Below are 23,004 nucleotides of genomic sequence, written 5' to 3'. Positions count from 1 at the left end.
TGCAGGAGTTTCTGACGTGAAGGTCAGTGCAACACATCGCGACCAGCTGTCCCGGATCGCCCTGATGCAGGTCGAAAATCTGGCGCTCAATGCCCTTGAGGCCGTTCAGGTGCTGTCCTGGGTGCGTCTGGTCACATATCTGATCCTCAACACGGCAGACGGCGTGCTGGACGTGTCGTTTCCGGGCGCGCTGGCAGCGTTGGCGCGGACGAAGGTTTTCTGTGACGTAAACCTGATCGAAACCTACCTCGAAACCTACGCCAAAACCCAGCTGATAACCTGGGATCGCGATGCGCAGACCGTTGGCCTCCCGGCTGGCCTTGGCATGACAGCACGCCAGAAAGCGTCCCGCGCGAATGGCGCAAAGGGCGGAAGACCGCGAAAAACACCGAAAACAGGCGTCGTGGCAGATCAGCGCCAGGGCAACATCGTTCTACCCATTTCCGGAGGCAAAGACGTGGCACGCGAAAACCCAGCCGAAACCCACCTCACGGGTGCGCGCGATAAGCTTAGCTTAGCTTCTAAATCTTCTTCAGAAGATAAGCTTAGGCTGGACGCGATGTTCAAACGCATTGGACCCAAGGCGTTCACTGCGGCTGGCTTCGATGACGCGAAGGATATGCCGAACTGGGGCATCACGCGAACCTGGTGCGCTGCGGCCGTCGCGAAAGGCCTGACAGAGGATCAGACTGAACTGCTGGTGACATCCGTCGTGGCGGCGGTGGCCGAGAGGCAGCGTGAACGCGGCGCTCAGGTCTCGCATCTGGGCTACTTCACGAAGGCGGTCGAGCAGGCGATTGCTCAAGGCGATATCCCTGAAGCGCCAAAAACTGCGGAACAGCGCAAGGCGGAGCGTGCATGGGAGCAGGCCATGCAGGACTATTCCAGTGCCATCGCGAGCGGTGAAACCGGTCTGCCTCGTCCGGAGCTGGCTGACTTCCTTGTTCAGGCAGCAGCATGAAGCGCAGGCATCGGATTAATCTGTCACATGACGTCCCCAAACAGGTCGCGGAATGGCTGGATGAAGCCGCACTGACCTTGGCTGCATTGCCGGCGCATGGGCTTCGGCCATCAGGTGCGAAAGGCTTCTGGCCGGACATGGTGCCGGACGAAGAAGATCTGCAATGGGATCGGGAGAGCGACATCCGTCCGCCTCGGCCGACGCCTGACGACGTGTCGCGGATGGATCTTGTATTCGAGTGGCTGGCGTTCCTCGGCACTGGCAGCGAAAACCGGGAATTGCGTCTCGTGGTTCAGCTCCGCCTGCGCGTGCATCCGATCTCTGGAAAGCATGTGCTCTCATGGGAAAAAATCGGCGAAAAACTGCGCATATCGCGTAACACGGCAAAGAGCAGGTATCTGGCGGCCTGCTGCATCATCGCAGAAAAATTGCGAACCGGACAATTTCCGCTTGACCGTTTTGACCAAATTGCGCAATTTCCACAGCCATGATTGCGAGACGTGCACCCCAACGGGTTCACGTCTTTTTTTATGCCCGATTGAGGAGGTCTGAATGGCACGTCTGAAGTGCATCGGAAGCTCGCTTCGGACCGTCGATACCCGGATCGCCAAGCCTCCGCCCAAGCGTGCCGACTCGTTCTACCTTTCGGCGCCCTGGCGGACATTGATGGCCTCCCTGCTGAAGTCGCGAGGGCGCATCTGTCAGGAGTGCGGCCGAACCGGATGCCGGATCTTCGGCGATCACCGCCATGAACTAAAGGACGGTGGCGCTCCTCTCGATCCAGACAACATCGTCCTGCTTTGCGGTTCATGTCACAGTCGGAAAACAGCGCAGGTTCGCGCGGCTCGAATGCGCGAAAATCTCTGAAAAATGGCTGTTTTCTGCCGTTTTTTTTCGTTTGAAAATACCCTCGGATATCAATCCGACCCCCTCAGGGGTGGGGGCGGGTCGAAAGTCTGGACCTTCCGGGCACCGGAACCGCGCCAGGCTCACGCGCAGATTTTTTGCCCATATTTGAAAACAATCAAAGAAATCAAAGGGGAAACGACTATGGCACGCGGTGGAGCACGCCCCGGTGCTGGCCGGAAAAAGAAGACGCAGACCACTGAGGAATGGGCTGGGCCCCGGATTACTGACGACAGCACTTTGAAACCCCTGGATTTCTGGCTGGCTATCCTGCGCGATCCTGACGCGCCGTATGAAATGCGCGCCATGGCTGCCGACAAGGCTGGCCCGTACATCCACGCAAAGCCCGCGCCGCGCCGTGATGATCAGGGCGATTTCGGGGACATGACATCGGCCGGAGATGACTGGTCAGGGGTCGTGCCAAGCGCGCCCATGAGGAATTGAAGCTCAAATGCTGAACCTGAGCAGGCCAGACTGGGAGCAGCGGATCCGCGCTGGCCAGTCGCTGCTCCCCGATGTTCAGCCTGTGAATCCTGAGCTGGCGGCTAAAGCCGTTAAGATCTTCGACAAGCTGAGGATCCCTGACGTCATCGGTCAGCCCACTTTCGGTGAGGCAGCCGGCGACTGGTTTCGCGCCATCGTCTCGGTTCTGCTGGGATCTCTGGACCCGGTCACGAAAGAGCGACTCATCCGTGAGCTGTTTCTTCTGGTTCCCAAAAAGAACTCGAAGACCACGAACGGCGCGGGTCTAATGATGACGGCGGTCATGCTGAATGAGCGCCCGAATGCCGAGTTCCTGATTGTCGCTCCGACAAAGGACATTGCCGATCTCGCCTTCAAGCAGGCATCCGGCATGGTCCGCGCCGATCGCGGCCTCCAGCGTCGGTTTCATATTCAGGACCATATCAAGTGCCTGACCTTCCGACCGACTGGAGCGACACTCCGGGTCAAGGCCTTCAGCCCGGACGTCATGACGGGGGTGAAGCCTGCCGGGGTTCTGGTCGATGAAGAACATATCATTGCCCTGAAGTCCGATGCCGAGAGCGTCATGGGGCAGATCCGGGGTGGTATGATCAGCCAGCCGGAAGCGTTCCTGGCGATCATCACCACGCAAAGCGATAAGCCGCCGCGTGGCGTCTTTCGCGAAGATCTGCTTCAGGCGCGTGCGATCCGAGACGGAAAGTCCCATCGTGAGGCTGATGATGGTGCGCTGATCCCCGTTGGTAACGGGATCCTGCCGGTGCTTTATGAGTTCCCGGGTAAGATCCAGCAGCCTGCCAAACTTCCGGGCGAGCAGGCCCCATGGGAGGATGTCCGGCTCTGGTCCATGGTTCTGCCGAACGCGGGACGCTCCATTACCGTCAAGCGACTGGAAGAAGAATACGAGAACGCGCGGGCCAAGGGCATTCAGGAACTGGCGCGATGGGCGTCGCAGCACCTGAATGTGGAAATTGGTCTGGCGTTGCGCAGCGATCGCTGGGTCGGCGCTGATTTCTGGCTGTCGGCAAGCGATCCTGACCTAACGCTAGAAGCCCTGATCGACAGGTCAGATGTGATCGTGGCCGGCATCGATGGCGGTGGGTTGGACGATTTGCTCTCTCTTGCGGTGCTTGGGCGCGATCGCATCACGCAGGAATGGATGCACTGGGGGAAGAACTGGGTCTTCGAGGGCATTCTGGAACTGCGGAAGCGTGAAGCGTCCCAGCTGAAGGACTTCGAGACACAAGGCGATCTGATCATCGTCTCAACCCCCGGAGATGACATCGAGCAGCTGGCCGACGTCCTCGAAACCGTCGACATGTCCGGCAAGCTTGCCTTGGTCGGTCTCGATCCAATGGGCGTTGGTGCCGTGGTGGATGCTCTGGCTGTGCGCAGCATCTCTTCGCCGCGTGTCGTCGGCGTCTCCCAGGGCTGGACGCTCTCGGGAGCGATCAAGACGGCAGAGAGAAAGCTTGCGGATGGAACGCTGGTCCATGGCGCACGGCCCATCATGGGATGGGCGATCAGCAAAGCCAAAGTCGAACCCCGCGGTAATGCCATCATCATTACGAAACAGGCCGCCGGTTATCTGAAAATCGATCCTCTCATGGCGCTTCTGAACGCTGTGACACTCATGTCCAAAAACCCCAGTCCGCCAGAGGGCGGGCGTATCGATGACTTCCTGAAAGGCGGAATGCTCAGCGCATGAAAATGCCAAAAGCCCTCACCGGACTGCTGACCAAGGCAGCCAACGCGATGGCCCTGTCCATCACGGGGGTCAGTCTGACGGATCTGCGTCTCGGGGCGTTCATGGCGGGCGGCCCGACGCATTCCGGACAGATGGTCACAGTCGACACGGCGATCCAGCTGGACACGGTCTGGGCGTGCATCCGGCTTCTGTCGGAGACCATCGCCTCGCTGCCGTTGAAACTCTATCTGCGAGAGACCGAGACCACGTCCAGCGTGGCGCGATCTCATCCCCTGTTCTCGATCCTGTATGACCGTCCGAACGCGGACATGACAGGCGTTGAGTTCTGGGGTTGTATGGTGGCCTGCCTGCTCGCCTGGGGGAATGCTTTTGCCCAGGTAGTGAGGCGTGGCGACGGAACGATCATCGCGCTCAATCCGCTTCGGCCGGATCGCATGACGGTGCGGCGCGATCCGAACACGGGCGCGCTGATTTACACCTACGCCTGGCAGCAGCAGATCCTGACGCTGTCCGAAACAGAGATTTTCCATATCAAGGGGATTTCGTTTGACGGTCTGATGGGACTGTCTCCGATCACGGTCGGTCGGCAAAGCCTCGGCACGGCCATGGCGGCAGAAGAAACGGCCGGGAAAACCTTCCGGAACGGTCTTCAGACCCAGAATTACATCAAGGCTCCTGCCTACCTGACAGACGAACAGCGCAAGCTGGCGAAAGCCTCCCTTCAGGACTATGCGGGTGCGATCAATGCCGGAAAAACGCCTCTTCTGGAGGGCGGATGGTCCGTCGAAAGCATCGGCCTGAATCCTGAAGCGGCGCAGCTGCTCCAGAGCCGGACTTTCAACGTGCAGACCATCTGCCGGTGGTTCGGTGTTCAGCCCGTCATGATCGGCAGCATGGAGAAATCCACGGCCTGGGGCACTGGTCTGGAACAGATGAACCTCTGGTTCCTGCAATATGCCCTGATGCCCTGGCTGGTACGGATCGAGCAGGCCATTTCGCGCTGCCTGCTCAGTCCTGCAGATCGTCTTTCTTACTTCGCTAAGCACAATGTCGATGCGCTCTTGCGTGGCGATACGACTGCAAGGTCCGCTTTTTATAACACAATGATACGCAACGGGCTCATGACGCCGAATGAAGGGCGAGCCCGTGAAAATATGGAGCCGCTTCCTGGAGGAGACGTCTTGATGGTCCAGTCACAGATGATTCCTGTGCAGGATATTGGAAAGATCGCAGTGCAGCCCACGCTGAAGCCAGTTCCGGGCGGTCAGCCTTCACCAGATCCGGCATCGTCCGGCACAACAGGAGATCCAGATGTTTGACGGTGATTTCCTCGCCGCGCCTTTTGAGGTGAAATTCGCCGATAACGGAGCGCCGGGAACCTTCGAGGGGTACGGCAGCGTGTTCGGGAACGTGGACGCCCATGGCGATATCGTCATGCCGGGAGCGTTTGCGGGCTCACTGGCCGAGCGGAAAGCGCAGGGTCGGAACATCGCCATGCACGTCATGCACGGCTTTTACGGCGGGGACGGTCTTCCTGCCGGTGTGTGGACCGATGCTTCGGAAGACAGCAAGGGCCTGCACCTGAAGGGGCGTCTCTCGGGCATGGATACCGACTATGGCAAGCGCCTGTATGGCTTGGTCAAGGACGGTGCGCTCGGTGGCCTTTCGATCGGCTTCAATGTCCCGCCAGGCGGGGCCGTGAAAGCGGCCCAGGGCAGCGGGGCGCAGCGGCAGATCAACCGGGTCAACCTTCATGAGGTCAGCCTCGTGGATGACCCGTCCAATGCAGCGTCCCGTGTGACCGAGCTGAAGCGCCGCATGGGGGCTTTCGGGCTGAAAACAGCTCTGACGCCGGAAAAGGCCACAGATGCGGTGGCTTCTGCCATCGCCCTGCATCAGGCGGCGCTGAAAGGCGGCCATCCTCCGACCCAGGACGAATGCGACACCATGCTTGAGCATCTTCAGGCCGCCCATTCTGCCCTGACAGGCGCTCCGCTGGCACTGACGAAGAAAGCCCCGTTCTCGGATGACTTCCGGCGGGTGCTGGACACGCTTTCCGGACTGGAGACGTCGTCTCCGTCCCTGGCTGGCTTCACACTTCCGGATCTGACCGGAGCTGCCGGCCTCTGAGCCGGCTCGACTGCTCACACAGCAATGCAAGGCACCCTCGGGTGCTTTTTTTTTAGGAAATACGGATGCCCACCGAAAACGAATACAAGCAGGCCGTTGCGGATCTCACGAAGGCGACGGAACAGGTCAAAACTTTTGCCGAAACGGCCCGGACAGAGCTGAAGAACCTTGGCGACGTCTCGCGCGAGACCAAGGCCAGTGCTGACAAGGCCCTGACCGAAATGAACGCTCTGGCAGCGCGTGTGACAGAGATGGAGCAGAAAGGCGCGCGCGGTAATGCTCCGGAAGACCAGAATGCAGGCCTGTCTCTGGGACAGCGCTTCATCCGTTCGGACGTGGTGAAGGCCGCCATGGCTGAAGGGAGCGCATGGCGCGGCAGCGTGAAGCTGGACGTGAAGTCCATCACCTCTGCCAGCTCGACGGGCGTGTCGGCCACGACGGGTCTGGTCGTTGCTGACCGTCAGCCCGGCATTGTTCAGGTCGTTCCAAACCGCTCTCTGGTTATCCGTGATCTTCTGATGCCTGGAAATACGGCATCGAGCGCAATCGACTTCGTTCGTGAAACCGGCTTTACGAACAACGCAGCGATCGCGCCTGAAACGACCCAGAAGCCTGAATCTGATCTTCAGTTCGATCTCCAGAACCTGCCGGTTCGGACGATCGCACACTGGGTCCAGGCTTCGACCCAGATCCTTGCCGATGCGCCGATGCTCCAGAGCTATATCGATGGCCGTCTGCGTTACGGTCTGGCGTTCGTCGAGGACAACCAGCTGCTGAACGGCGATGGCACGGGCACGAACCTCAAGGGCCTGCTGGTTCAGTCCACGGCCTATGCCAAGCCTGCCGGGGTGACGGTCAAGGGTGAGACGATGATCGATCGTCTCCGTCTGGCTATGCTTCAGGCGGTCCTGGCGCAGTATCCGGCCACGGGTCACATCCTCAATCCGACGGACTGGGCCTCGATTGAGCTGACGAAAGACGCGCAGAGCCGCTACGTCTTCGCCAACCCGATGGGACTGACCGGCCCTGCCTTGTGGGGTCTGCCTGTCGCTGAAACGCTTGCCATCGCGGCAGGCAAGTTCATGACGGGTGCGTTCCGCTATGCCGCGCAGATTTTTGACCGTGAAGATGCAACGGTCATGATCTCCACCGAGGACCGCGACAACTTCATCAAGAACATGGTGACGATCCGTGCGGAAGAGCGGGCTGCACTGGCCGTCTACCGTCCGGAAGCCCTGATCAACGGCAGCTTTGCCGACCTGACGGCCGCACCGACTGGCGGCTGAACCTGAACGTCGCTCTGGAGGCAGGCATGGCGAGCCAGACTGACGGGACACAGGCGGATCTTCCGCTTGTGTCGCTGCAAAGCCTGATGGACTCCTTGTCCATCACAGACGGAAATGCCGGGGGCGCGCTGGCCGATATCCTGCTGCGGGCGTCTCAGGCCGTCACCAGCTATATCGGACGGCCGCTGCTGATTGCTGATCGTGAAGAAACAATCAGGATCCGCCCTGGTGATATTCAGCTCTCACTGAAAATGGCGATATGGCCCGTGACGGGCATTACTGCTGTCCTGAGGGATGGCAGGCCTTTGCCCGCCCCGACAGATGGCTGGGATTATGACGTGACGTGTGGGATTCTCTACCCGTCAGATGGGCCGTTCTGGGTAGCAGGACGTTATGTTTTGCAATATCGCGCTGGCTGGGTTGCGTCTGATCAGGTGGACGACAGTGGAAGCGCAATCCCGTCGACTGTTCCGGCAGATGTAAGGTCAGCCGTGCTGATTGCGGCACGGGCTCTTTATTATGCCGGAGATCGCGACCCGCTTCTCAAGTCAGAGAGTGAGCAGGGGGTCGGATCAACGTCTTGGGCAACGCCCGACGCTAGTAGCGGCGGCCTTCCGTCCGATGCGGCAGCGCTTCTGAACCGATACTTGCCGGGAGGTTTTTCCTGATGGGCTATCAGACAGAGAGGCGGCGGCGGCAGATCCGGCACAAGGGGCGGATGATGACCTTGTCCCGCGTCAACGGAAATCCTGTTTCCCTGATCGCCTACTCGGCTCCGCCAGCTACGGCAGCGCTGGAGGCTGGCGTCTCAGTCATGCCCTTTGTGGCAGAGGCCCTGAATGACGAACTGGCGGCAGCCTCATACGGCCTCCCTCGCAACGGCGATGTCCTGACCGATGGAGGCCGCGAATACACGCTGACAGATGCCACAGCCGTTTATGACGGCAGTGAAATCTGCGGCTGGAAACTCTTTGCAGCAGGTGGAACATGACCTCTCCCGTCGTCTGGCAGGATGCCTTTGATCGTGCCACGGCGGCCGCCACGCCGCTGGGGCTGGTGGTCAAAGATGCGCTCGCGCAGGATCCTGATACGAACACCAGTCCATGGATCTATTTCGAGACAGCCAGTGCCTCTGCCGGCCGCCTGGGCATGGGTGAGATCGTCGACGAAGAGACCGGCCAGATCTGGCTGCACCTGATGGTGCGGCGCGGGACAGGTGCGATCGACGCCATCACGAAACGCAAGGCCCTGTCCGTCGCGTTTCGGGCGCCGGTCGCGCCGCTGCCTGCCGGTCTGTTCTATGACGATCAGGGCTTCGATCCGCCCGATGACGACCAGACCGGCAACTGGGTCCGCTTCTCCCTGATGGTTGATTATCGCTACCAGGACATCGTCCTGCCGGCATCCTGAAATTCCTGACACAGCCACCTCCGGGTGGCTTTTTTTATGAGGTGAGACATGCCCTTCACCGGTACCACGGCAGGCTATCAGGCCGCCGCGCAGGCGAATGATACCGCCATTTCCTATGCCATGGAGCCGAACTACGGCGTCCCGGCCACAGGAAACTACCAGCGCACCCGCTTTACGGGTGAAAACTTCAAGCCGACTGACACGACCCAGCGTCCGGACGAGATCAATGCCGACATTGAGGCTGCGCAGGCCGTCCTAACGCAAAGGTCTGCGGCCGGTACGCTGTCGGGGGCGCTGTCTTACGGCACCTATGACGACATGTTGGCGGCCGTGCTTGGCGCGGACTGGAACAACAACGTCGTGCAAAACGGCGCTGGTGTGAAGACCTGGACCATCATCGAGAAGATGAATGCCAAATGGCTCGTGCGTCCGGGCAGTTACTGCACGCAGGCGCAGCTGACCTTTGCCCAGGGCAGCTTTGCATCGACGTCTTTCGACTTCTCCTGCAAACAGGAGACACTTGCGGATGCCGATCCGGCCACGACCTACACGGACGCGCCCACGGGTCGTGTCTTCAACACGGTCGACAACTTTGTCGGCATGACCTTGAACGGCGTGGCGCCGTATGGCTGCGTCAAGCAGGTCCAGATCACGCTTGATCGTGATGGCTCGGGTTCGGATTACGGCATGGGCCATGCCGATGCCTGCGGCATCCGCCCCGGCCAGATCCTCGCCTCCGGATCGACGCAGATCTTTTTCAAGACCTGGGATCTGTATCAGGTCTGGGCCAATGGCACGCAGGGACCGATCGCCGTTACGGTCAAGGATGCGGACGGCAACAGCTATGTCCTGACCTTCCTGAATGCGGTGCTGCGCAATCCGGTGATCAATGCCGGCAGCAAGAACACCTCGATCATCGCGACCTTCGACATCGAGGGCAATCCGCAGGCCGGTGGTGGCACCTTCAAGATCCAGCGCATCCCGGCCGCACCGCCCTCTGGCGGCTGATCCCAGGATTTCTGCGCTTTTCTCCCTCATTTCAGACTGGAAAAATTAACATGGCCAAGCTCTCTGCTTTTTCGCGCGATCTCAGCAAGGTTTCCGAAGGCGAGGAAATCGAAGTCGGTCCGGAAGGCAATACCTTCTTCATCACGACGCGCGGCTTCACGTCGGCTTACCGCGACACGCTCTACGCACTGCGTCTGGAAGCAGCCCGTGAGCTGAACCGTTCCCAGCGTGCTGGTGCCGGCTTCTACGCTCCGGACGCCCTGCCTCCCACCACGGATGACGTCTGCCAGGGTAAGGCGATTGCGCGTGAATGCGTCCAGGGAGTGCGTGGTCTGGATGGCGCCGATGATCAGCCGCTCTCTGTCGATGACTTCCGCGGCATGCTGGAAAGCGGCAACTACCCGGCTCTGACCACGCTCGCCATCATGGCAGCCGGTCGTGTCGGCAGCGATCGCGCCGATCAGGCCAAGGCCGCAGCGGGAAACTGATCGCGGCGCTCCAGTGGGAACTGGAATGGGGAGCCTTTATCGGGGAGAATGAACTCCCCGAAATCCGGGAAACGGCTCTGCAATACCGGGTCCTTCCCGATCCCTGGAACGAAGTCCCCTGGCGGGCGTGGCATGAACTCCAGCATGACCGCGCCTGGACCACTGACGGGATCGGGGCTTCCATGGGAGTGATCCGCATCGTTTCGCGGCCGGGGCCGATCTCCTGGCTGGCTATCGATCGCTGGTGTGAGGCCAACCGCGTGACGGATGAGGAGCGGGTTTATGTCCATGACCTGATCCGGGCGCTTGATGCTGTCTTCCTGAAGCATCGCAACAACGCGATCAGCCAGGACATTCAGACCCTCATGAGGAAATGACATGGCGTCTCCGCGCAGTGTGGCCCGCAATATCCGCCTGTTCCGGGATCAGGCGCTGTCTCCGGCCGCGCAGTCCGCAAGGCTTGCAGCTGTCGCCATCAAGGCGCGGGATCAGGCGGTCAGCAGCGGAGACGCGCCGCCGCACTGGGTGACGATCGTGGATGGTCGGCAGGGGGCGCCAGAAACCTCCGTCAAGCCGGACGGCTTCATCCTCTACAAGTTCAACGTCATGGGATTGGCGGCCAAAGCTGCGCTTCAGCTGTGCAAAGACCGCTCGCCGGTGCAGTCGGGACGCTACCGCGACAGCTGGATGGTCGTCGTCGACGGCAGGCCCTGGACACAGGACGTGGCGGACATTCCGGAGGGCGTGACGGTCACGATCGTCAACCCGCAGCCCTATGCGCGCAAGATCGACACGGGCGCGATGAAGAACATGTCTGTGCCTCCGGGCATCGTCGATGCCGTACGCGAGCTGGTGCAGCGCAAATTCCCGACCGTGAACGCGGCCCGCGCCTTTGTGAGCATTCCATCCGGCCTGATGGAAAATGCGCCCTACATCCTGCGGCACAGCAAGGGCCGCAGCAAGAGTCGAGCCGCCGGAACGGCCATGACCTATCCGGCAATGATCCTGACAAAACGCCTCTGAAGGAACGCGACCATGGCAACGGTTGAAGAAATCGAAGTTTCCTACCGTAGCCAGATCGCATCGCCAGCTCAGGCAGATGCCGCTGCGCTCGATGCTGTCGCAGATGGCCTCGACAAGGTCGCCGACAGCGTTGAAGTCACAGACGCCAAGATCCAGCGCAGCACCAAGAGCGCTGCCGGATGGGTCAACAGCCTCGACGCCGTGACGAAGTCGGCGAATGCCCTGCAGAACGCGCAAAACAAGCTGGCTGAGGTTACGCAGACCGTTTCTGACGGCGTGCGCCGTGGTGAGATCACGCAGGCAGAGGCTGCTCGCACGATTGATGCGCAGGCTGCCAAAGTCCAGAAGCTCACGCAGACCCACACAGATGCCGTGCAGGCCACCAAAAAGGCAGGCGATGCCCTGGAGGAGACAGGCCAGAAAGCCGGCCTCTCCAGCCAGAAGATGGGTATTCTGGCGGATGAAGCGCACAAGTTCTTTGACCAGGTGATGGCGGGCGGATCCGCTTTTCAGGCGGCGTTCTATCAGCTGCCGAACATGATCCAGATCATGGGCGGTTTTGGGGGTGCTCTTGAAATCGTCGCGGGCTGGATGATCGGCCCAGCCGGTCTGGCTGTCGCGGGTGCGGCAGCGGCCGCGTCCATCTACAAAATCGGATCTGCTGCCGAAGCGGAACAGGAGCAGCTGGCGACGCTGTCGCAGCATCTGCGGGCCACGCGGGACGATTATACCGCCATGGCTGGCGCCGCCGATCGCGCGGCGCGTCAGCTCTCGACCAGCAGCGGCCTGTCGCTCGATGACAGTCGCAGCGTCACCACGACCTTTGCAGCCGTGCCTACAGTCGACAGTTCCAGCCTGACGTCCCTGACGCAGGAAGCACGGGATCTGGCGGAAGTCATGGGCGAGACCGTACCGGAAGCTGCCAAGGAAATGGCCAGTGCTTATGCCGACCCGGCCAAGGCCGCGCAGGACTTTGCCGACAAGGGGCTGCTGGGCGTTCATCAGGGGCTGGTCACGCAGGTCAAGGATCTTCAGGACAGCGGCAACCGGATGCAGGCCTGGCAGCTGCTCATGGGCCAGCTTGAGTCGGCCACGCGCGGCGCTGTCGATCAGGGACTGACGCCCTTTCAGCAGTCGGTCCGCAATCTCAAGGATGCCTGGGCCGGTCCGATGGAAGGCGTCGAGAATTTTGGCAACAAGGTCGGGGACTTCCTGGTCGCGCAGACCGCGAAAACGATCGATGGCCTGACGAACCTGATCAACAAGGTCAAAGAACTCAAGGGCTGGATGGATAGTTTCCAGCCTGCCCATGTCGCCTATGAGGCGCAGCAGCAGCAGATCCAGCAGGGCACCAGCTCGGGCATGTCGGGGCTGATCGACACGGTCGGCCAGCAGATCGGCGCGAACTCGGACGTCATCTCTCTGGCCCACCGGATCCAGCCGGTCGAAAGCTCGACAGGGCAGTATGATCGCAATGGCGCGGTCGTAACGTCCTCGGCCGGTGCGATTGGCGGCATGCAGGTCATGCCGGCAAATGCTGCCGGCAATGACCTGACGGATCCGACCGGAAACGTCACGGCGGCGGAGCGTCTGCTGGTGCGGCTGTACTCCAAATATAGCGGCAACGAACAGCTGGTCGCCATGGCCTATAACTGGGGCGAAGGAAACGTCGACAAATACCTTCAGGGACAAGGCGCTGTGCCGCAGTCCGTGCAAGACTATGCCCAGAAGGTCACGGGCGGCCAGATGTATGGCGCAACAACGCTCGCCACCATGCAGGGCAAGGTCGACGACGCTCTGAAAACTCCGGATGGTTCGACGAACTCGCAAAGGACGGATCAGGTCAATGCTATCAAGCAGATGACTGATGCGCAGGCAGAACTGGACAAGCAGCGTCAGGCAGGCGTCATCACCGACGCTGACTATGATGCAAAAACGCAGGCTTTGACCGATCGCCTGATGACGCATAAGGCCGCGCTGAATGGTCTGCGGGATCCGATGCAGGAGCTGGCGCACCAGCAGCAGCAGGCCACCGATGCCGCCTGGGCCGGTACGGCCGCGCAGAAGGCCATGGTCCAGATTGACCAACAGACCGAAGAAGCAGCCCGCAAGCTGGGTTACGCCCACGCCACGGCAACCCAGCTCCTGAAGGCAGAGTCGAACGAACAGCAGGCTCTGACAGGCGAGTTCAACAGTTCGATCGATGCGATGGACCGTAAGACATCGGCCCAGAACACGCTGCTATCCTCTTATGATGCCAGCAAGGGCAGCCTGGACGACTATCTGCGCTCCGTCGAAGCCTCGGACACGGTCCAGGCAACCTCGATCGCCGGCACGCAGGAGCAGGCCCGCCAGACGGACGTTCTCACGGACGCGCTCAAGCGGCAGGCCGAATCGCAAGCGGACATCACGACCGCTCGCAAGGCTTACAGCCAGAGCCTCGATCTCAGCTACATCAAGGCAGAGACCGATGCGATCGGACAGGATTCCGATGCTGTCTCGGTCCAGATGGCCGTTCTGAAAGAACGCAACACGCTTCTGGAGAACGGTGCAGATCTGACGTCCAAGGCCTCGCAGACCGATCTGGATAACGTCGCGGCGATCCAGACGGCAACGAACGCCTACCAGAAGCAGCAGGACACGCTGAACGAACTGACCAGCGATATCTCCTCGGCGGCAGACACGCTGTCGAGCAGCTTCACGCAGGCCCTGGTCAACGCCTCCAATGGTGGGGTGACATTCAAGTCCGCCATGCAGGGTGTGGAAAGCCAGCTGATCTCCGTGATCGCCAAGCTGGCCCTAATCAATCCGCTCCTGACCGCGATCGATGGCAAGAGCCGGACGACACTGGGGGATGTCTCTTCCATTCTGTCGGGCAGCTCTTCGTCTTCGGTCAGTTCTGGCGCGGCTGCGATCAGTACGGACACGGGTGGCTGGGGATGGAATCCCCTGACCGCAACGGGCAGCGCTGGCGGTTCCACGTCCTGGCTGTCCTCCGGTCTCAAGACCAACCTGTTCGGCACCGCCACGGTGGGCAACCTCCTGGGCGGGATCGGCGGGGGCTTCGGGATCGGGTCTGCGCTTTCCGGCATTGGCGGCGGGACAAAGACCAACGGCCTGATCGGCAGCGGCGTTGGAGCGGCAGCAGGCGCTGCGGCCGGCTCGTTCATCCCGGTGGTCGGCACCATGCTGGGCGGTCTGATCGGCGGCGGTCTGGGCGGGCTTCTGGGGGGCCTCTTCGGGCACAAGAAAAACCCGTATACGATCGATCAGGTCATGACGACGGGAGGATCGCTGTCGCTTGGCAAGACATGGGATCAGGCCCAGACCGACCAGATCACGGATCAGCTCAAATCCGATATCGCGTCGTTCAACAAGGTCCTGTCCTCTGCCGGCGTGACAATCGGCGGCGGCGATGGCGGGCTACTGGGGACGGTCCGCGATGACAAGAACAACAAGGACAAGTCCCTTCAGTCTGTCTCGCTCACGGATCTGCTGAAACAGGCGACCTACAGCACGTCGGACGCCACATTCCAGCAGGCTCTGCAACAGGGGCTGCCGAGCGATGCAACATCCGTCTCGGATTATGCAACGGCGATCGCCAACCTGAAGACCATGGCCGACACGGTCGACCAGCTGGGCGTTGCCGTCTCGAAGTTCAATTCGGACGGCACGGTCACGGTCGGCAGCTTCACCAAGGCCACGGGCGATCTGAAAACAGCTCTGGATACGGCGCTCGATGGTAAATCGCTGTCGACCTCGGATCTCCAGACCCAGATCTCCACCATCACGACCTTCGTCGACACGACGATGCCGGGGCTGCTCAAGGCCACGGTCTCGGGGCAGCAGTCCTGGGTGGATCAGATGGCCGCGCTGAAACAGACCTATGAGGCAGCCGCCTCGCAGGCCAATCAGTACGGACTGGATGGCACCCAGCTGAATGCGAAGTACCAGTCGCTTTACGATCAGGGCTTCGCCTCCCAGCTGGACACGCTGCGGCAGAGCGATCTGTCGGTTCAGGCGCGGTACCAGACGGCTACGGGGAATGATGAAGGGGCCGCGCTGACGAACTTCGATATCAGCGCGGATCAGCAGCGCCAGCAGCTGGCGGACAACTGGAAGAATTTCCTCGGGGACGCCTACACGTCCCAGAAGGAATATATCAGCCAGTCGGCCGACCTCGAAAAGACCCTCTCGGCCGAGCGCCTGAAAATCCAGCAGCAGTACAATGATCAGGCGCTGCAAAGTGCTGAAAGCGTCATGTCCAGCCTGGAGACCTACGGCGCGGGTCTGGCCACGTCGGATGCCTCTCCGCTGTCGGCCGCCGATCAGTACAAGGTCGCGAATGACAACTTCACGACCGATCTGACGGCTGCCCAGGGCGGCAGCTTCACGGCGCTTCAGGCGATGCAGGGCGACATGCAGACCCTGCTGGCTCAGAGCAAGACCTTCAACGGGTCGGGCACGGCCTATGCCCAGGACTATGCCCGCGTCATGCAGGCGCTTCAGAGCCTGGGCAGCATCGGCACGGACGATCTGACGGCCTCCGTCCTGAAAGAGGCGCTGAAGTCGACCACCGACACCATCAGTGAAGGGCAGCAGCAGATGGTCGCACTCATGACCAAGTTGTTGGCGGAATTCCGCATGCAGAGCATGAAATCCACCACCGGAAAGGCAGCATGACATGACAGTGATCCGGGCAGTCGAGATCGACCTGGTCGATACCCTGGCTGTCCAGGTCGATGATCTTCCGGCCCATGGCAGCCGGCCTCGCGGAACGCTGCGGCGGAACGCAGGGTCGCTGGAGACGGTCGAGACCCTGCGCTTTTCCGACATGGGGTATGTTGATGAAAACCATGTCCCCTATGTCCCAATCGTCACCCAGGCGTTTGATCTGGACCGCGGCATTTCCCTGACCTCGGACGCCCTCGGGGGCACGTCGTCATTCGGATCGGTCACGCTGATCAATGACGGCTCTCTTGATGCGCTCGTCGCCAGCCGCACGAACGACCATCTGCCAGTGAGGATCCTGAGCGGGCGCAAGACGCTCGATCGGGACCGGGGGATCTGGCGGGATCCCAAGCGTGCGGATCTTCAGCCGGTCTTTGCCGGTCTGGGCACGCTCTGGCAGGCCGGTCGGCGGACCCTGACCATTCCGCTGCTCGGGGTTCTCTCCTGGCTCGATGTCACCATGACGGGCCGGATTTATGGTGGCACGGGTCGTCTGGACGGGGATGCCAACGTTTCCGGCCGCGTCATGCCGACCCTGCGGGGAACAGCCTGCAACATCACACCCGTCCTGATCGATGCGGTCAATTATGTCTATCAGGTCAGTGATGCATCAGCCGAAATCTCCGCGCTCTATGAAGGCGGGTTCGCCGGTGGCATCGCCTTTAGCGGACTGGTCGCGGATCTCTATGCCCAGTCTCCTGATCCTGGCACCTACCAGATCCAGAGAGGGGGAACCGGAACATGGATCCGGCTGGGAACACGCCCCGTCTACGGTATCACCGTGGATGCGGTCGGATCATTTCCCTCGGGGGCCGCGCCGCAGAACGTTCTGGACATCCTGCGCACGATGCTCCTGGAGGACTTCATTCTTCCGGAAGCCTATATCGACGTCCAGTGGCCAGCGCAGAGCCCGCTTGCTCCCTGGCGGGCGGGATGGTTCTGGGATGGAACAGAAACGGTTACGGGACAGGATGTGGTCCGGACGCTGCTCTCGGGCCTGGCGCTCTCGATCGTGCCAACGCGCTCGGGCACGCTGCGTCCTGTTCTTCTGGCAGCAACCGATGATCTCACCTCCGCGACCCTGACGCTTGATACGAGTGTCATCACTGACATCCAGTCCGTTTCTCTGGATGCCTCGCTCAGCCCGCCGACATGGCGCTGGCGCATGGGCTGGCAGCATAATTTCACGGTCCAGACGGCAGGCTCGGGTCTGCACCCGCAGGCTCCGGCCGACCGGAAGGCCCTGATCGCGATAGCAGACCGCAATGCTGTCTGGTCCGACGCGAGCCTGCGGATGCGCTGGCGGGTTCCAAACGATCCGACGCCGATCGTCACCGCGCTGGCGGCGTCGCAGGATGCCCAGACTGTCGCGGATCTCCATGGCAGCCTGTGGGGTGCGCACCGCACACTCTGGGCCGTCACCATCCCTCTGGAACTGAGCTGTCAGGTCGACCTTGGCGACACGGTGACCATGCGAGCCCCTGTCCCAGGGCTGGCCAATTCCTGCCTGGGGGTTGTCGTCGCAGAACATGTCCGGGCCGGTGATGCGACGGCGACACTTCAGATTCTGACCCTGTGGAACATCCCGGACGGCATCCCTTTCGGAGATTTCGGACCCAACCTCTTGTGAGACTTCATGGAAAACTGTGGACTTGGCTATCAGAACGCCGTGCTTTCCGCCGCCCTGTCGGCCGATAGCGCCGCAGACGCGCTGCCTGTCAGCAACCTGACCTCCCCACAGGGAAATCCGGCCTATGCCTGGCGGACGGCTGCCACGACCGCCACGCTGACGGTGGCGCTGGCGCAGCGCGGGAGCGTCCGGGTCATCTCCGTGCATCGCACGAACCTGACAGCACAGGCCAGCTGGCGGATCGTCGTCAGCAGCGCCGGCAACGTCCTGCATGATACGACCCAGCCCATGACGGTCGTGGCGGGTCAGGCGGTCTGTGTTCTGCCGGCAGAACTGTCCTGCGATGTTGTGGCGATTACGATCGCGGATCCGGGCAATCCGGACGGGTATCTCTCGGTGCCTCTGGCCTATGTCGGGCCGCTCTGGCAGCCGGTGCGCAACTTCTCCACCGACAGCAGCTCGGGGTTCAATCTCGGGGTCGATGAGGTGACGGCGCTGTCTGGCGCAGAGTTTCCGCAGATGCGCTGGATCCAGAGAAAGGCCTCGATCGCGCATCAGTCCTATGGCGCGGCGGAGACCGCGATCCTGCGGGAGATCCAGCGGGTCGCGGCATCTGGGGAGAATATTCTCTTCCTCCCGGATCCGGGGGCCACGTCTCAGGAAGAAGCCCTCTTCGGTCGCCTGAGCGGCGGCGACATTGGCAATCCTTACGGCCCTGCCGATCGGCGGAGCTGGACCTTCACCCTGACGGAGCGACTGTGATGACCATGCTGGCCAATTTTGTCCTGGAGACCGCCAGCGGTCCGGGTGTCGGGGACTTCGTACTGAACGGCGCGGCTGCCGACCGCAGAGCGTTCTCCCAGGCGTTCCCGAATGGTGGCCGGGTCTTCTACTTTGCGGATGACGGAACGCAGGCCGAATGGGGCGTGGGAACGCTCACGATCGCCAATCCCTGTACGCTGGTCCGCAGCCGGGTGATCGGCAACACCCAGAACGGCACGGACCTGATGCGCTTCTCCGGAGGGGTGCAGGTCTATAACGAGATCCCGGCCGAGTTCCTGGTCCAGCTGGATGAAGACGGGGCCGTGAGCCTCAAATCGCTGTCGGTGCTTTCCGAACTGCTGGTCCCGGATGTCGCGGACTGGGGCAGCAATCAGGCTGTCGGGGCATCGGATGCCAGGAACAAGTTCGTCAAACAGAGCTGGGGCTTCAGCAACTTCGGCGCAAACCAGATCTATGTCGGCTGGCGCACGGATGGTTCAGGCCTTGGCATTGCCGTGGATCAGACGGATCTCGGGAATGCGGCGTTTCAGTCCTGGGTTAGCCAGAACTATGCGACCACGGTTCAGGTCAACACGGCGCTGTCCTCCGCCAACTCGGCCCAGGGGACGGCAAATTCTGCTCTGGCGGCCGCGAACAATGCGAACGGCAACAAGCTGGACATCATCGATGGAACGGCCACCCGCATGACGGTCAATTATGGCGCCATGCGGGCTCAGTTCCAGGGCGACGGGAATTTCGTTCTCTACTCCGGGACGACGCCGGTGCTCAGTGTCAGCAGCAGTTCCATCAGCTGGAACGGCCACGACTTCGCGTTCATCGACAACCTGCCGACGGATCCCGGAGAGAAAATCGTCATGGACGTTGCAACAGGCATCGCATCTGGTGGTCGCGTGACCTTCGCGGTGCCGTTCTCAGATACGCCGAAGGTCATGGCCCAGAACTTCGGGAATGGTGACGTGAACTGCCACGCCTATGCGCCGGACAAGACCGGCTTCTCGCTGCACATCAACAACGGCGGGACGACGGACATCACCTACATCGCCAAGGGTCCGAAATAAGCGGCCTCCTGCCCTTCTGCATTCTTCTGTCCGCCGCCTTCAGGGTGGCTTTTTTTATGGAAAAACGATGCCTGACTCCCAGACGGCCACCATGGTCGCAAGCCTGCCTGCTGCTCTGTCTGCCGAAGAGCGGATCCGCGTTCTCGAAGATCGATGCCTGACGTTAGAGACCCAGCTCTCCAGCGTTGGCAACAGCCAGTCCGATCTGCGGGCAGAGATGCGTCAAGAAATCGCGTCGCTGCGCAGTGAGATTGAGGCTCTGGCGAAATCAATGGAGAGCAGCAACCGCCAGATCAACGGCAAGCTCGACCGTCTGTTTGGCGCACGGGCCGTGGTCACGGCCGCCATCACCCTGCTGACTTCGATCCTTGGATCCGGGGTCGTGCATCTTGTCGTCTCGATCGGGAAATGAGATCATAAGTGGGGGGAAAGCGGCGCGTCCAGTATCGATCGAAAAAACTATAAATTCACTAAACATCATCATAGTTTACTAGAGCGGATCCCGATCCGACTAATCTTCCGGCAATGCATTTAAAGTGTCGATTCTTCCTGCAAGGATCGAGGCACGGAGATCTCGTACAATACACTCTGCTGCGGAGAGCGCCGTCAAGGCGGTAGCACGATCGCAAGTCTGATTCTTCCTGTAGGAACGGCCAGGATGAATTAGATGTCGAAACTTCTTGGCTTCTTCAAAAATTCTATGGGTCCCGCTAGTAATCAAATTAAGCGAAGTTGCAACTTTACCATATTCCTCAGCGCTCCAATGAGCAGGTTGTTGAGGTGGCTTTTCAGATAAATTGGCCAGACCGTCCGCATGTAAGATAGCCCAGAGGAGTAACGCCTCGCACACTGATCCTGCGAGCACGGTCGACGCTTTCCATTCTGCGTTATGAAGAGCTGATGCAGCACTCGAAAGATCCAACCTGATGCTAGACGCGAGCAGTTCGTCGTCCATGAATGTTAATTCTGTTGTCGACGGAACAGGTACTGCGTCCGGGCATTTTTTAAGAATTTGTAGAATAATAACTACACAATTTTTACCGTCAATTGCTGGAAATTCAAGACCAATAAATGATCCATTATTAAATCTCTCAATATAATTTTTAATAGCAGCATCAGACAAGATAAGGTTACAGTAGTCTATTTGACTAATACAAATAAGTTCTGATGGAATCTGCGATATAAGCGAAGATATAGTACTTAATTCAGCGGCTTCTTTTGGTTCTTTATGATATGCATCATATTTAATATTGATCTTCTTGGCAGACGTATTCTCGATAAATTCTACAATCTGCGATGGCACAACGCGAGGCATTCTATAACCTTTCTGACATCAATCTCTTTACACTCGGCACATCATGCCAAATTGATGACATACTTTAATTCAGAGGTTGAGGGTAGTTCTGGGACTAGCGTAGTGGAATGCCACTTTGCATATTCCTATCAAAAGTCATCATTCTCCGTCGACCTATGAAGGACAGCTTCGTCTCAAGCTCGATCTTTCGCTGCTTGTCGAAGAATGTCGTATTTCGGGAGACCACCATAACCGCTCGAACTTCTGAGAGGAGGCGTGAGCCGACCTCCGACTCAAACTCCCCTCCCAAAGCCGCCTAACCGGGCGGCTTTTTTTATGGACAATCCCCATGAATGAAACCGCCATTGTTCTGGCCACGGCGCTGCTGCGGCGACCGGGGTTCGAGGGCTTTTGCGCCACGCCCTATGTCTGTCCGGCCGGATACTGGACGATCGGGTATGGCAGTCGCTGGCTGGCCAACGGACAGCCAGTCACGGCCCGGACCCCTCCCATTGATCGGGCAACTGCTGACAGTCTTCTGCTCCGGACGGTGACAGGTCTCGATGCAGCGCTGTCCCGCCTGGTTCAGGTGTCGCTGTCGGACGTTCAGCGCGCCGCCCTGCTGTCCTGGCAATACAATGTCGGAACCGCTGCCGTCGAAAGCTCGACCCTCCTGCGCAAGCTGAATGCTGGAGATTATGCCGGCGCGGCAGACGAGCTGCTGCGCTGGGACAAAGCAACCGTGCAGGGTCATCTGGTCGAACTGGATGGACTGAAAACCCGTCGCAGCCTGGAGCGCGCTGTCTTCCTTGGCCTGAGAACACCCATGAAACTGAAAGGCGCGGACGTCTGATGACCTTGAATTTTACATCAGCCTTACGGATCGGGATGACCGTAGCCGCGAAAACACGACTGTTTCCGCTGCTTCTGGCCGGGGCGATGCTGGCCCCTTGCTCAACCTTTGCCCAGAGCATGCCGTTATGGAAATCCTACACCCAGACAGGAAATATCAGGGATATCGTGCTTTCCGCTGGGAATGATAACTCGGTTGCGTTCTGGCTGGGGAAGAAGGCAGACACCCAGAATGGCCGACTGCAAAACCCGGTTATCAATCAGCGCGTCCTGACGACCGGACCGTTACAGATGTCCGATATCGACACGAATTATGTGTTGGGGACCAGGCTTTGCAGCCCGTCACCTGTGGCCGGGCTGATGACCACCACGACCAATATTCAGGGCCTTCTCAAAATCTCGAATTTTCCCAAACTCGCCGATACACGCAGCGTGGCCTACTGGCTCAACTCAGGGGCCGCGACCATGCTGTCGCTTGGCTGGAAAGATGGCGCTGGGGATATTGCCTCCACGACACCTGAAGCAGANGATGTCCAGGCGTTTATTGCCCAGTCGGCAGCCGCAGGGCCTGAAGCCATTGAGATCGGGATGAGTCCCTACATCACACCGAATGTGCCCACCACGGATTACACGCCCACACCAGAAGGCCAGCTGATCAGCGATGCCATTTTTTACAAGCCCAACTCCGACACTGTCACACTCCCGGGCGGAAAACAGGTGAAGACGCTCTGGGCGCTTGGTTACAGGCCGCAGATTGCGTTCATGGATATCGGTTTCAATGCGACCATAGAGGCTGCGACGGCGACGGATAACCACTCGACGACCTACACGGCTCTGGCTGAAACGGCCGTCGCAGATGTTCAGAAGTCGCTGCCCTCCGTCAAACAGGTGGTCCCGTTCATGATGGTCGGTTACAACCCCGGCCGTCACGCTTCATCTTATGATCCGCTGGTTGAGTTCGCTCAGGATCCCTATTACGCCAATGACCGGGTGTTCTATAAATCCGTAGGGGCGCTCTCCATAGATGACCCGCCGTCCATGCTCATGGGAGACATTAACGGCGGCCAGAATGTCGGGGCATTCCGTGCGCCATATCTCCCCGACGAGTATCTGCGTTTTTCGGCAGGTCAGGTCATCTGGGCCAAGCAGAACAACATCACGGTGTACTGGTTTTCTTCCCCATTCCAGCAGAATGGCAGTTCTCCGCAATACGGTTACGATACGATCATGCGTCAAAACACCATGGCGCTGGCGCA

22 protein-coding genes are annotated in these 23,004 nt (G+C 60.1%); 20 read left to right on the top strand and 2 right to left on the bottom strand.

Translation table 11 applies throughout. The annotated features are described in order from the left end of the window. Nucleotides 1–16 precede the first annotated feature (16 nt). From JK176_RS11865 to JK176_RS11805, 13 genes are all read left to right on the top strand, one after another. Nucleotides 17–961 carry a hypothetical protein gene (locus JK176_RS11865; protein ID WP_211588037.1) on the top strand — a complete coding sequence of 315 codons (945 nt, stop codon included), beginning with the start codon at nucleotides 17–19 and terminating at the stop codon, nucleotides 959–961. Next, on the top strand, nucleotides 958–1,452 hold the full coding sequence (locus JK176_RS11860; protein ID WP_211588036.1) for a DUF6362 family protein: 495 nt from the start codon (nucleotides 958–960) through the stop codon (nucleotides 1,450–1,452). Before JK176_RS11865 ends, JK176_RS11860 begins: the two co-directional genes overlap by 4 nt. Nucleotides 1,453–1,513: 61 nt before the next feature. Next, nucleotides 1,514–1,828 carry an HNH endonuclease signature motif containing protein gene (locus tag JK176_RS11855; protein ID WP_211588035.1) on the top strand — a complete coding sequence of 105 codons (315 nt, stop codon included), beginning with the start codon at nucleotides 1,514–1,516 and terminating at the stop codon, nucleotides 1,826–1,828. A gap of 183 nt (nucleotides 1,829–2,011) precedes the next feature. After that, nucleotides 2,012–2,311, top strand: a complete 300-nt coding sequence (locus JK176_RS11850) for a hypothetical protein (RefSeq protein WP_194263376.1) — start codon at nucleotides 2,012–2,014, stop codon at nucleotides 2,309–2,311. A 7-nt stretch (nucleotides 2,312–2,318) separates the two neighbouring features. Then, entirely contained in the window at nucleotides 2,319–4,055 is a 1,737-nt protein-coding gene (locus tag JK176_RS11845; protein ID WP_211588034.1) for a terminase large subunit, read from the top strand. Beyond that, nucleotides 4,052–5,374 (top strand): phage portal protein, encoded by a 1,323-nt coding sequence (locus JK176_RS11840; protein ID WP_211588033.1) that lies wholly within the window; start codon nucleotides 4,052–4,054, stop codon nucleotides 5,372–5,374. The genes JK176_RS11845 and JK176_RS11840 overlap by 4 nt, the downstream gene beginning before the upstream one ends. Then, nucleotides 5,367–6,185 carry an HK97 family phage prohead protease gene (locus JK176_RS11835; protein ID WP_211588032.1) on the top strand — a complete coding sequence of 273 codons (819 nt, stop codon included), beginning with the start codon at nucleotides 5,367–5,369 and terminating at the stop codon, nucleotides 6,183–6,185. Before JK176_RS11840 ends, JK176_RS11835 begins: the two co-directional genes overlap by 8 nt. A gap of 65 nt (nucleotides 6,186–6,250) precedes the next feature. Continuing rightward, nucleotides 6,251–7,471: a phage major capsid protein gene (locus JK176_RS11830; protein ID WP_211588031.1), complete on the top strand. Its 1,221-nt coding sequence runs from the start codon at nucleotides 6,251–6,253 to the stop codon at nucleotides 7,469–7,471. A gap of 26 nt (nucleotides 7,472–7,497) precedes the next feature. Then, entirely contained in the window at nucleotides 7,498–8,139 is a 642-nt protein-coding gene (locus JK176_RS11825; protein WP_211588030.1) for a hypothetical protein, read from the top strand. Beyond that, nucleotides 8,139–8,462 carry a hypothetical protein gene (locus JK176_RS11820; protein WP_211588029.1) on the top strand — a complete coding sequence of 108 codons (324 nt, stop codon included), beginning with the start codon at nucleotides 8,139–8,141 and terminating at the stop codon, nucleotides 8,460–8,462. Before JK176_RS11825 ends, JK176_RS11820 begins: the two co-directional genes overlap by 1 nt. Then, nucleotides 8,459–8,881, top strand: a complete 423-nt coding sequence (locus JK176_RS11815) for a hypothetical protein (protein WP_211588028.1) — start codon at nucleotides 8,459–8,461, stop codon at nucleotides 8,879–8,881. Before JK176_RS11820 ends, JK176_RS11815 begins: the two co-directional genes overlap by 4 nt. Nucleotides 8,882–8,929: 48 nt before the next feature. Further along, nucleotides 8,930–9,889, top strand: a complete 960-nt coding sequence (locus JK176_RS11810) for a phage tail tube protein (RefSeq protein WP_249194479.1) — start codon at nucleotides 8,930–8,932, stop codon at nucleotides 9,887–9,889. A 50-nt stretch (nucleotides 9,890–9,939) separates the two neighbouring features. Beyond that, nucleotides 9,940–10,377 (top strand): hypothetical protein, encoded by a 438-nt coding sequence (locus tag JK176_RS11805; protein ID WP_211588027.1) that lies wholly within the window; start codon nucleotides 9,940–9,942, stop codon nucleotides 10,375–10,377. On the opposite strand, the gene JK176_RS11800 is transcribed toward JK176_RS11805, so the two are convergent. Beyond that, entirely contained in the window at nucleotides 10,350–10,757 is a 408-nt protein-coding gene (locus tag JK176_RS11800; RefSeq protein WP_211588026.1) for a hypothetical protein, read from the bottom strand. The two genes, JK176_RS11805 and JK176_RS11800, sit on opposite strands and share 28 nt — an antisense overlap. Between JK176_RS11800 and JK176_RS11795 the strand changes: the two genes are divergently transcribed. The 6 genes from JK176_RS11795 to JK176_RS11770 all read left to right on the top strand — a co-directional run bounded on the left by JK176_RS11795 (nucleotide 10,756) and on the right by JK176_RS11770 (nucleotide 20,014). Next, a complete protein-coding gene (locus JK176_RS11795; RefSeq protein ID WP_211588025.1) occupies nucleotides 10,756–11,400 on the top strand; it encodes a hypothetical protein in 645 nt (214 codons plus the stop codon). The two genes, JK176_RS11800 and JK176_RS11795, sit on opposite strands and share 2 nt — an antisense overlap. A gap of 12 nt (nucleotides 11,401–11,412) precedes the next feature. After that, nucleotides 11,413–16,083, top strand: a complete 4,671-nt coding sequence (locus JK176_RS11790; protein ID WP_211588024.1) for a phage tail length tape measure family protein — start codon at nucleotides 11,413–11,415, stop codon at nucleotides 16,081–16,083. A gap of 1 nt (nucleotide 16,084) precedes the next feature. Then, the gene (locus JK176_RS11785) at nucleotides 16,085–17,761 is read left to right on the top strand and encodes a hypothetical protein (RefSeq protein WP_211588023.1); all 1,677 of its coding nucleotides are present in this window, start codon (nucleotides 16,085–16,087) and stop codon (nucleotides 17,759–17,761) included. Nucleotides 17,762–17,767: 6 nt separating this feature from the next. Continuing rightward, nucleotides 17,768–18,523, top strand: coding sequence for a hypothetical protein (locus JK176_RS11780; RefSeq protein WP_211588022.1), 756 nt, complete (start codon nucleotides 17,768–17,770; stop codon nucleotides 18,521–18,523). Then, entirely contained in the window at nucleotides 18,523–19,602 is a 1,080-nt protein-coding gene (locus JK176_RS11775; RefSeq protein ID WP_211588021.1) for a hypothetical protein, read from the top strand. The genes JK176_RS11780 and JK176_RS11775 overlap by 1 nt, the downstream gene beginning before the upstream one ends. Before the next feature lie 67 nt (nucleotides 19,603–19,669). Then, entirely contained in the window at nucleotides 19,670–20,014 is a 345-nt protein-coding gene (locus JK176_RS11770; protein WP_077802887.1) for a hypothetical protein, read from the top strand. Nucleotides 20,015–20,113: 99 nt separating this feature from the next. On the opposite strand, the gene JK176_RS11765 is transcribed toward JK176_RS11770, so the two are convergent. Then, nucleotides 20,114–20,905, bottom strand: coding sequence for a hypothetical protein (locus tag JK176_RS11765; RefSeq protein ID WP_211588020.1), 792 nt, complete (start codon nucleotides 20,903–20,905; stop codon nucleotides 20,114–20,116). 340 nt (nucleotides 20,906–21,245) lie between these two features. Here JK176_RS11765 and JK176_RS11760 point away from each other — a divergent pair, with 340 nt between their 5' ends. Next, nucleotides 21,246–21,749 carry a lysozyme gene (locus JK176_RS11760; protein WP_211588019.1) on the top strand — a complete coding sequence of 168 codons (504 nt, stop codon included), beginning with the start codon at nucleotides 21,246–21,248 and terminating at the stop codon, nucleotides 21,747–21,749. Nucleotides 21,750–23,004 lie beyond the last annotated feature (1,255 nt).

This window comes from Gluconobacter sp. Dm-73, assembly GCF_018256215.1.
Classification (GTDB): domain Bacteria; phylum Pseudomonadota; class Alphaproteobacteria; order Acetobacterales; family Acetobacteraceae; genus Gluconobacter; species Gluconobacter cadivus.
The sequence above is the reverse complement of the archived record's forward strand: the minus strand, read 5'-3'. Positions and strand labels throughout refer to the sequence as shown.

Coding starts and splice junctions, on each gene's coding strand:
- JK176_RS11860 (WP_211588036.1), top strand. CDS start 958: ATGAAGCGCAGGCATCGGATTAATCTGTCACATGACGTCCCCAAACAG.
- JK176_RS11855 (WP_211588035.1), top strand. CDS start 1,514: ATGGCACGTCTGAAGTGCATCGGAAGCTCGCTTCGGACCGTCGATACC.
- JK176_RS11850 (WP_194263376.1), top strand. CDS start 2,012: ATGGCACGCGGTGGAGCACGCCCCGGTGCTGGCCGGAAAAAGAAGACG.
- JK176_RS11845 (WP_211588034.1), top strand. CDS start 2,319: ATGCTGAACCTGAGCAGGCCAGACTGGGAGCAGCGGATCCGCGCTGGC.
- JK176_RS11840 (WP_211588033.1), top strand. CDS start 4,052: ATGAAAATGCCAAAAGCCCTCACCGGACTGCTGACCAAGGCAGCCAAC.
- JK176_RS11835 (WP_211588032.1), top strand. CDS start 5,367: ATGTTTGACGGTGATTTCCTCGCCGCGCCTTTTGAGGTGAAATTCGCC.
- JK176_RS11830 (WP_211588031.1), top strand. CDS start 6,251: ATGCCCACCGAAAACGAATACAAGCAGGCCGTTGCGGATCTCACGAAG.
- JK176_RS11825 (WP_211588030.1), top strand. CDS start 7,498: ATGGCGAGCCAGACTGACGGGACACAGGCGGATCTTCCGCTTGTGTCG.
- JK176_RS11820 (WP_211588029.1), top strand. CDS start 8,139: ATGGGCTATCAGACAGAGAGGCGGCGGCGGCAGATCCGGCACAAGGGG.
- JK176_RS11815 (WP_211588028.1), top strand. CDS start 8,459: ATGACCTCTCCCGTCGTCTGGCAGGATGCCTTTGATCGTGCCACGGCG.
- JK176_RS11810 (WP_249194479.1), top strand. CDS start 8,930: ATGCCCTTCACCGGTACCACGGCAGGCTATCAGGCCGCCGCGCAGGCG.
- JK176_RS11805 (WP_211588027.1), top strand. CDS start 9,940: ATGGCCAAGCTCTCTGCTTTTTCGCGCGATCTCAGCAAGGTTTCCGAA.
- JK176_RS11795 (WP_211588025.1), top strand. CDS start 10,756: ATGGCGTCTCCGCGCAGTGTGGCCCGCAATATCCGCCTGTTCCGGGAT.
- JK176_RS11800 (WP_211588026.1), bottom strand. CDS start 10,757: ATGTCATTTCCTCATGAGGGTCTGAATGTCCTGGCTGATCGCGTTGTT.
- JK176_RS11790 (WP_211588024.1), top strand. CDS start 11,413: ATGGCAACGGTTGAAGAAATCGAAGTTTCCTACCGTAGCCAGATCGCA.
- JK176_RS11785 (WP_211588023.1), top strand. CDS start 16,085: ATGACAGTGATCCGGGCAGTCGAGATCGACCTGGTCGATACCCTGGCT.
- JK176_RS11780 (WP_211588022.1), top strand. CDS start 17,768: ATGGAAAACTGTGGACTTGGCTATCAGAACGCCGTGCTTTCCGCCGCC.
- JK176_RS11775 (WP_211588021.1), top strand. CDS start 18,523: ATGACCATGCTGGCCAATTTTGTCCTGGAGACCGCCAGCGGTCCGGGT.
- JK176_RS11770 (WP_077802887.1), top strand. CDS start 19,670: ATGCCTGACTCCCAGACGGCCACCATGGTCGCAAGCCTGCCTGCTGCT.
- JK176_RS11760 (WP_211588019.1), top strand. CDS start 21,246: ATGAATGAAACCGCCATTGTTCTGGCCACGGCGCTGCTGCGGCGACCG.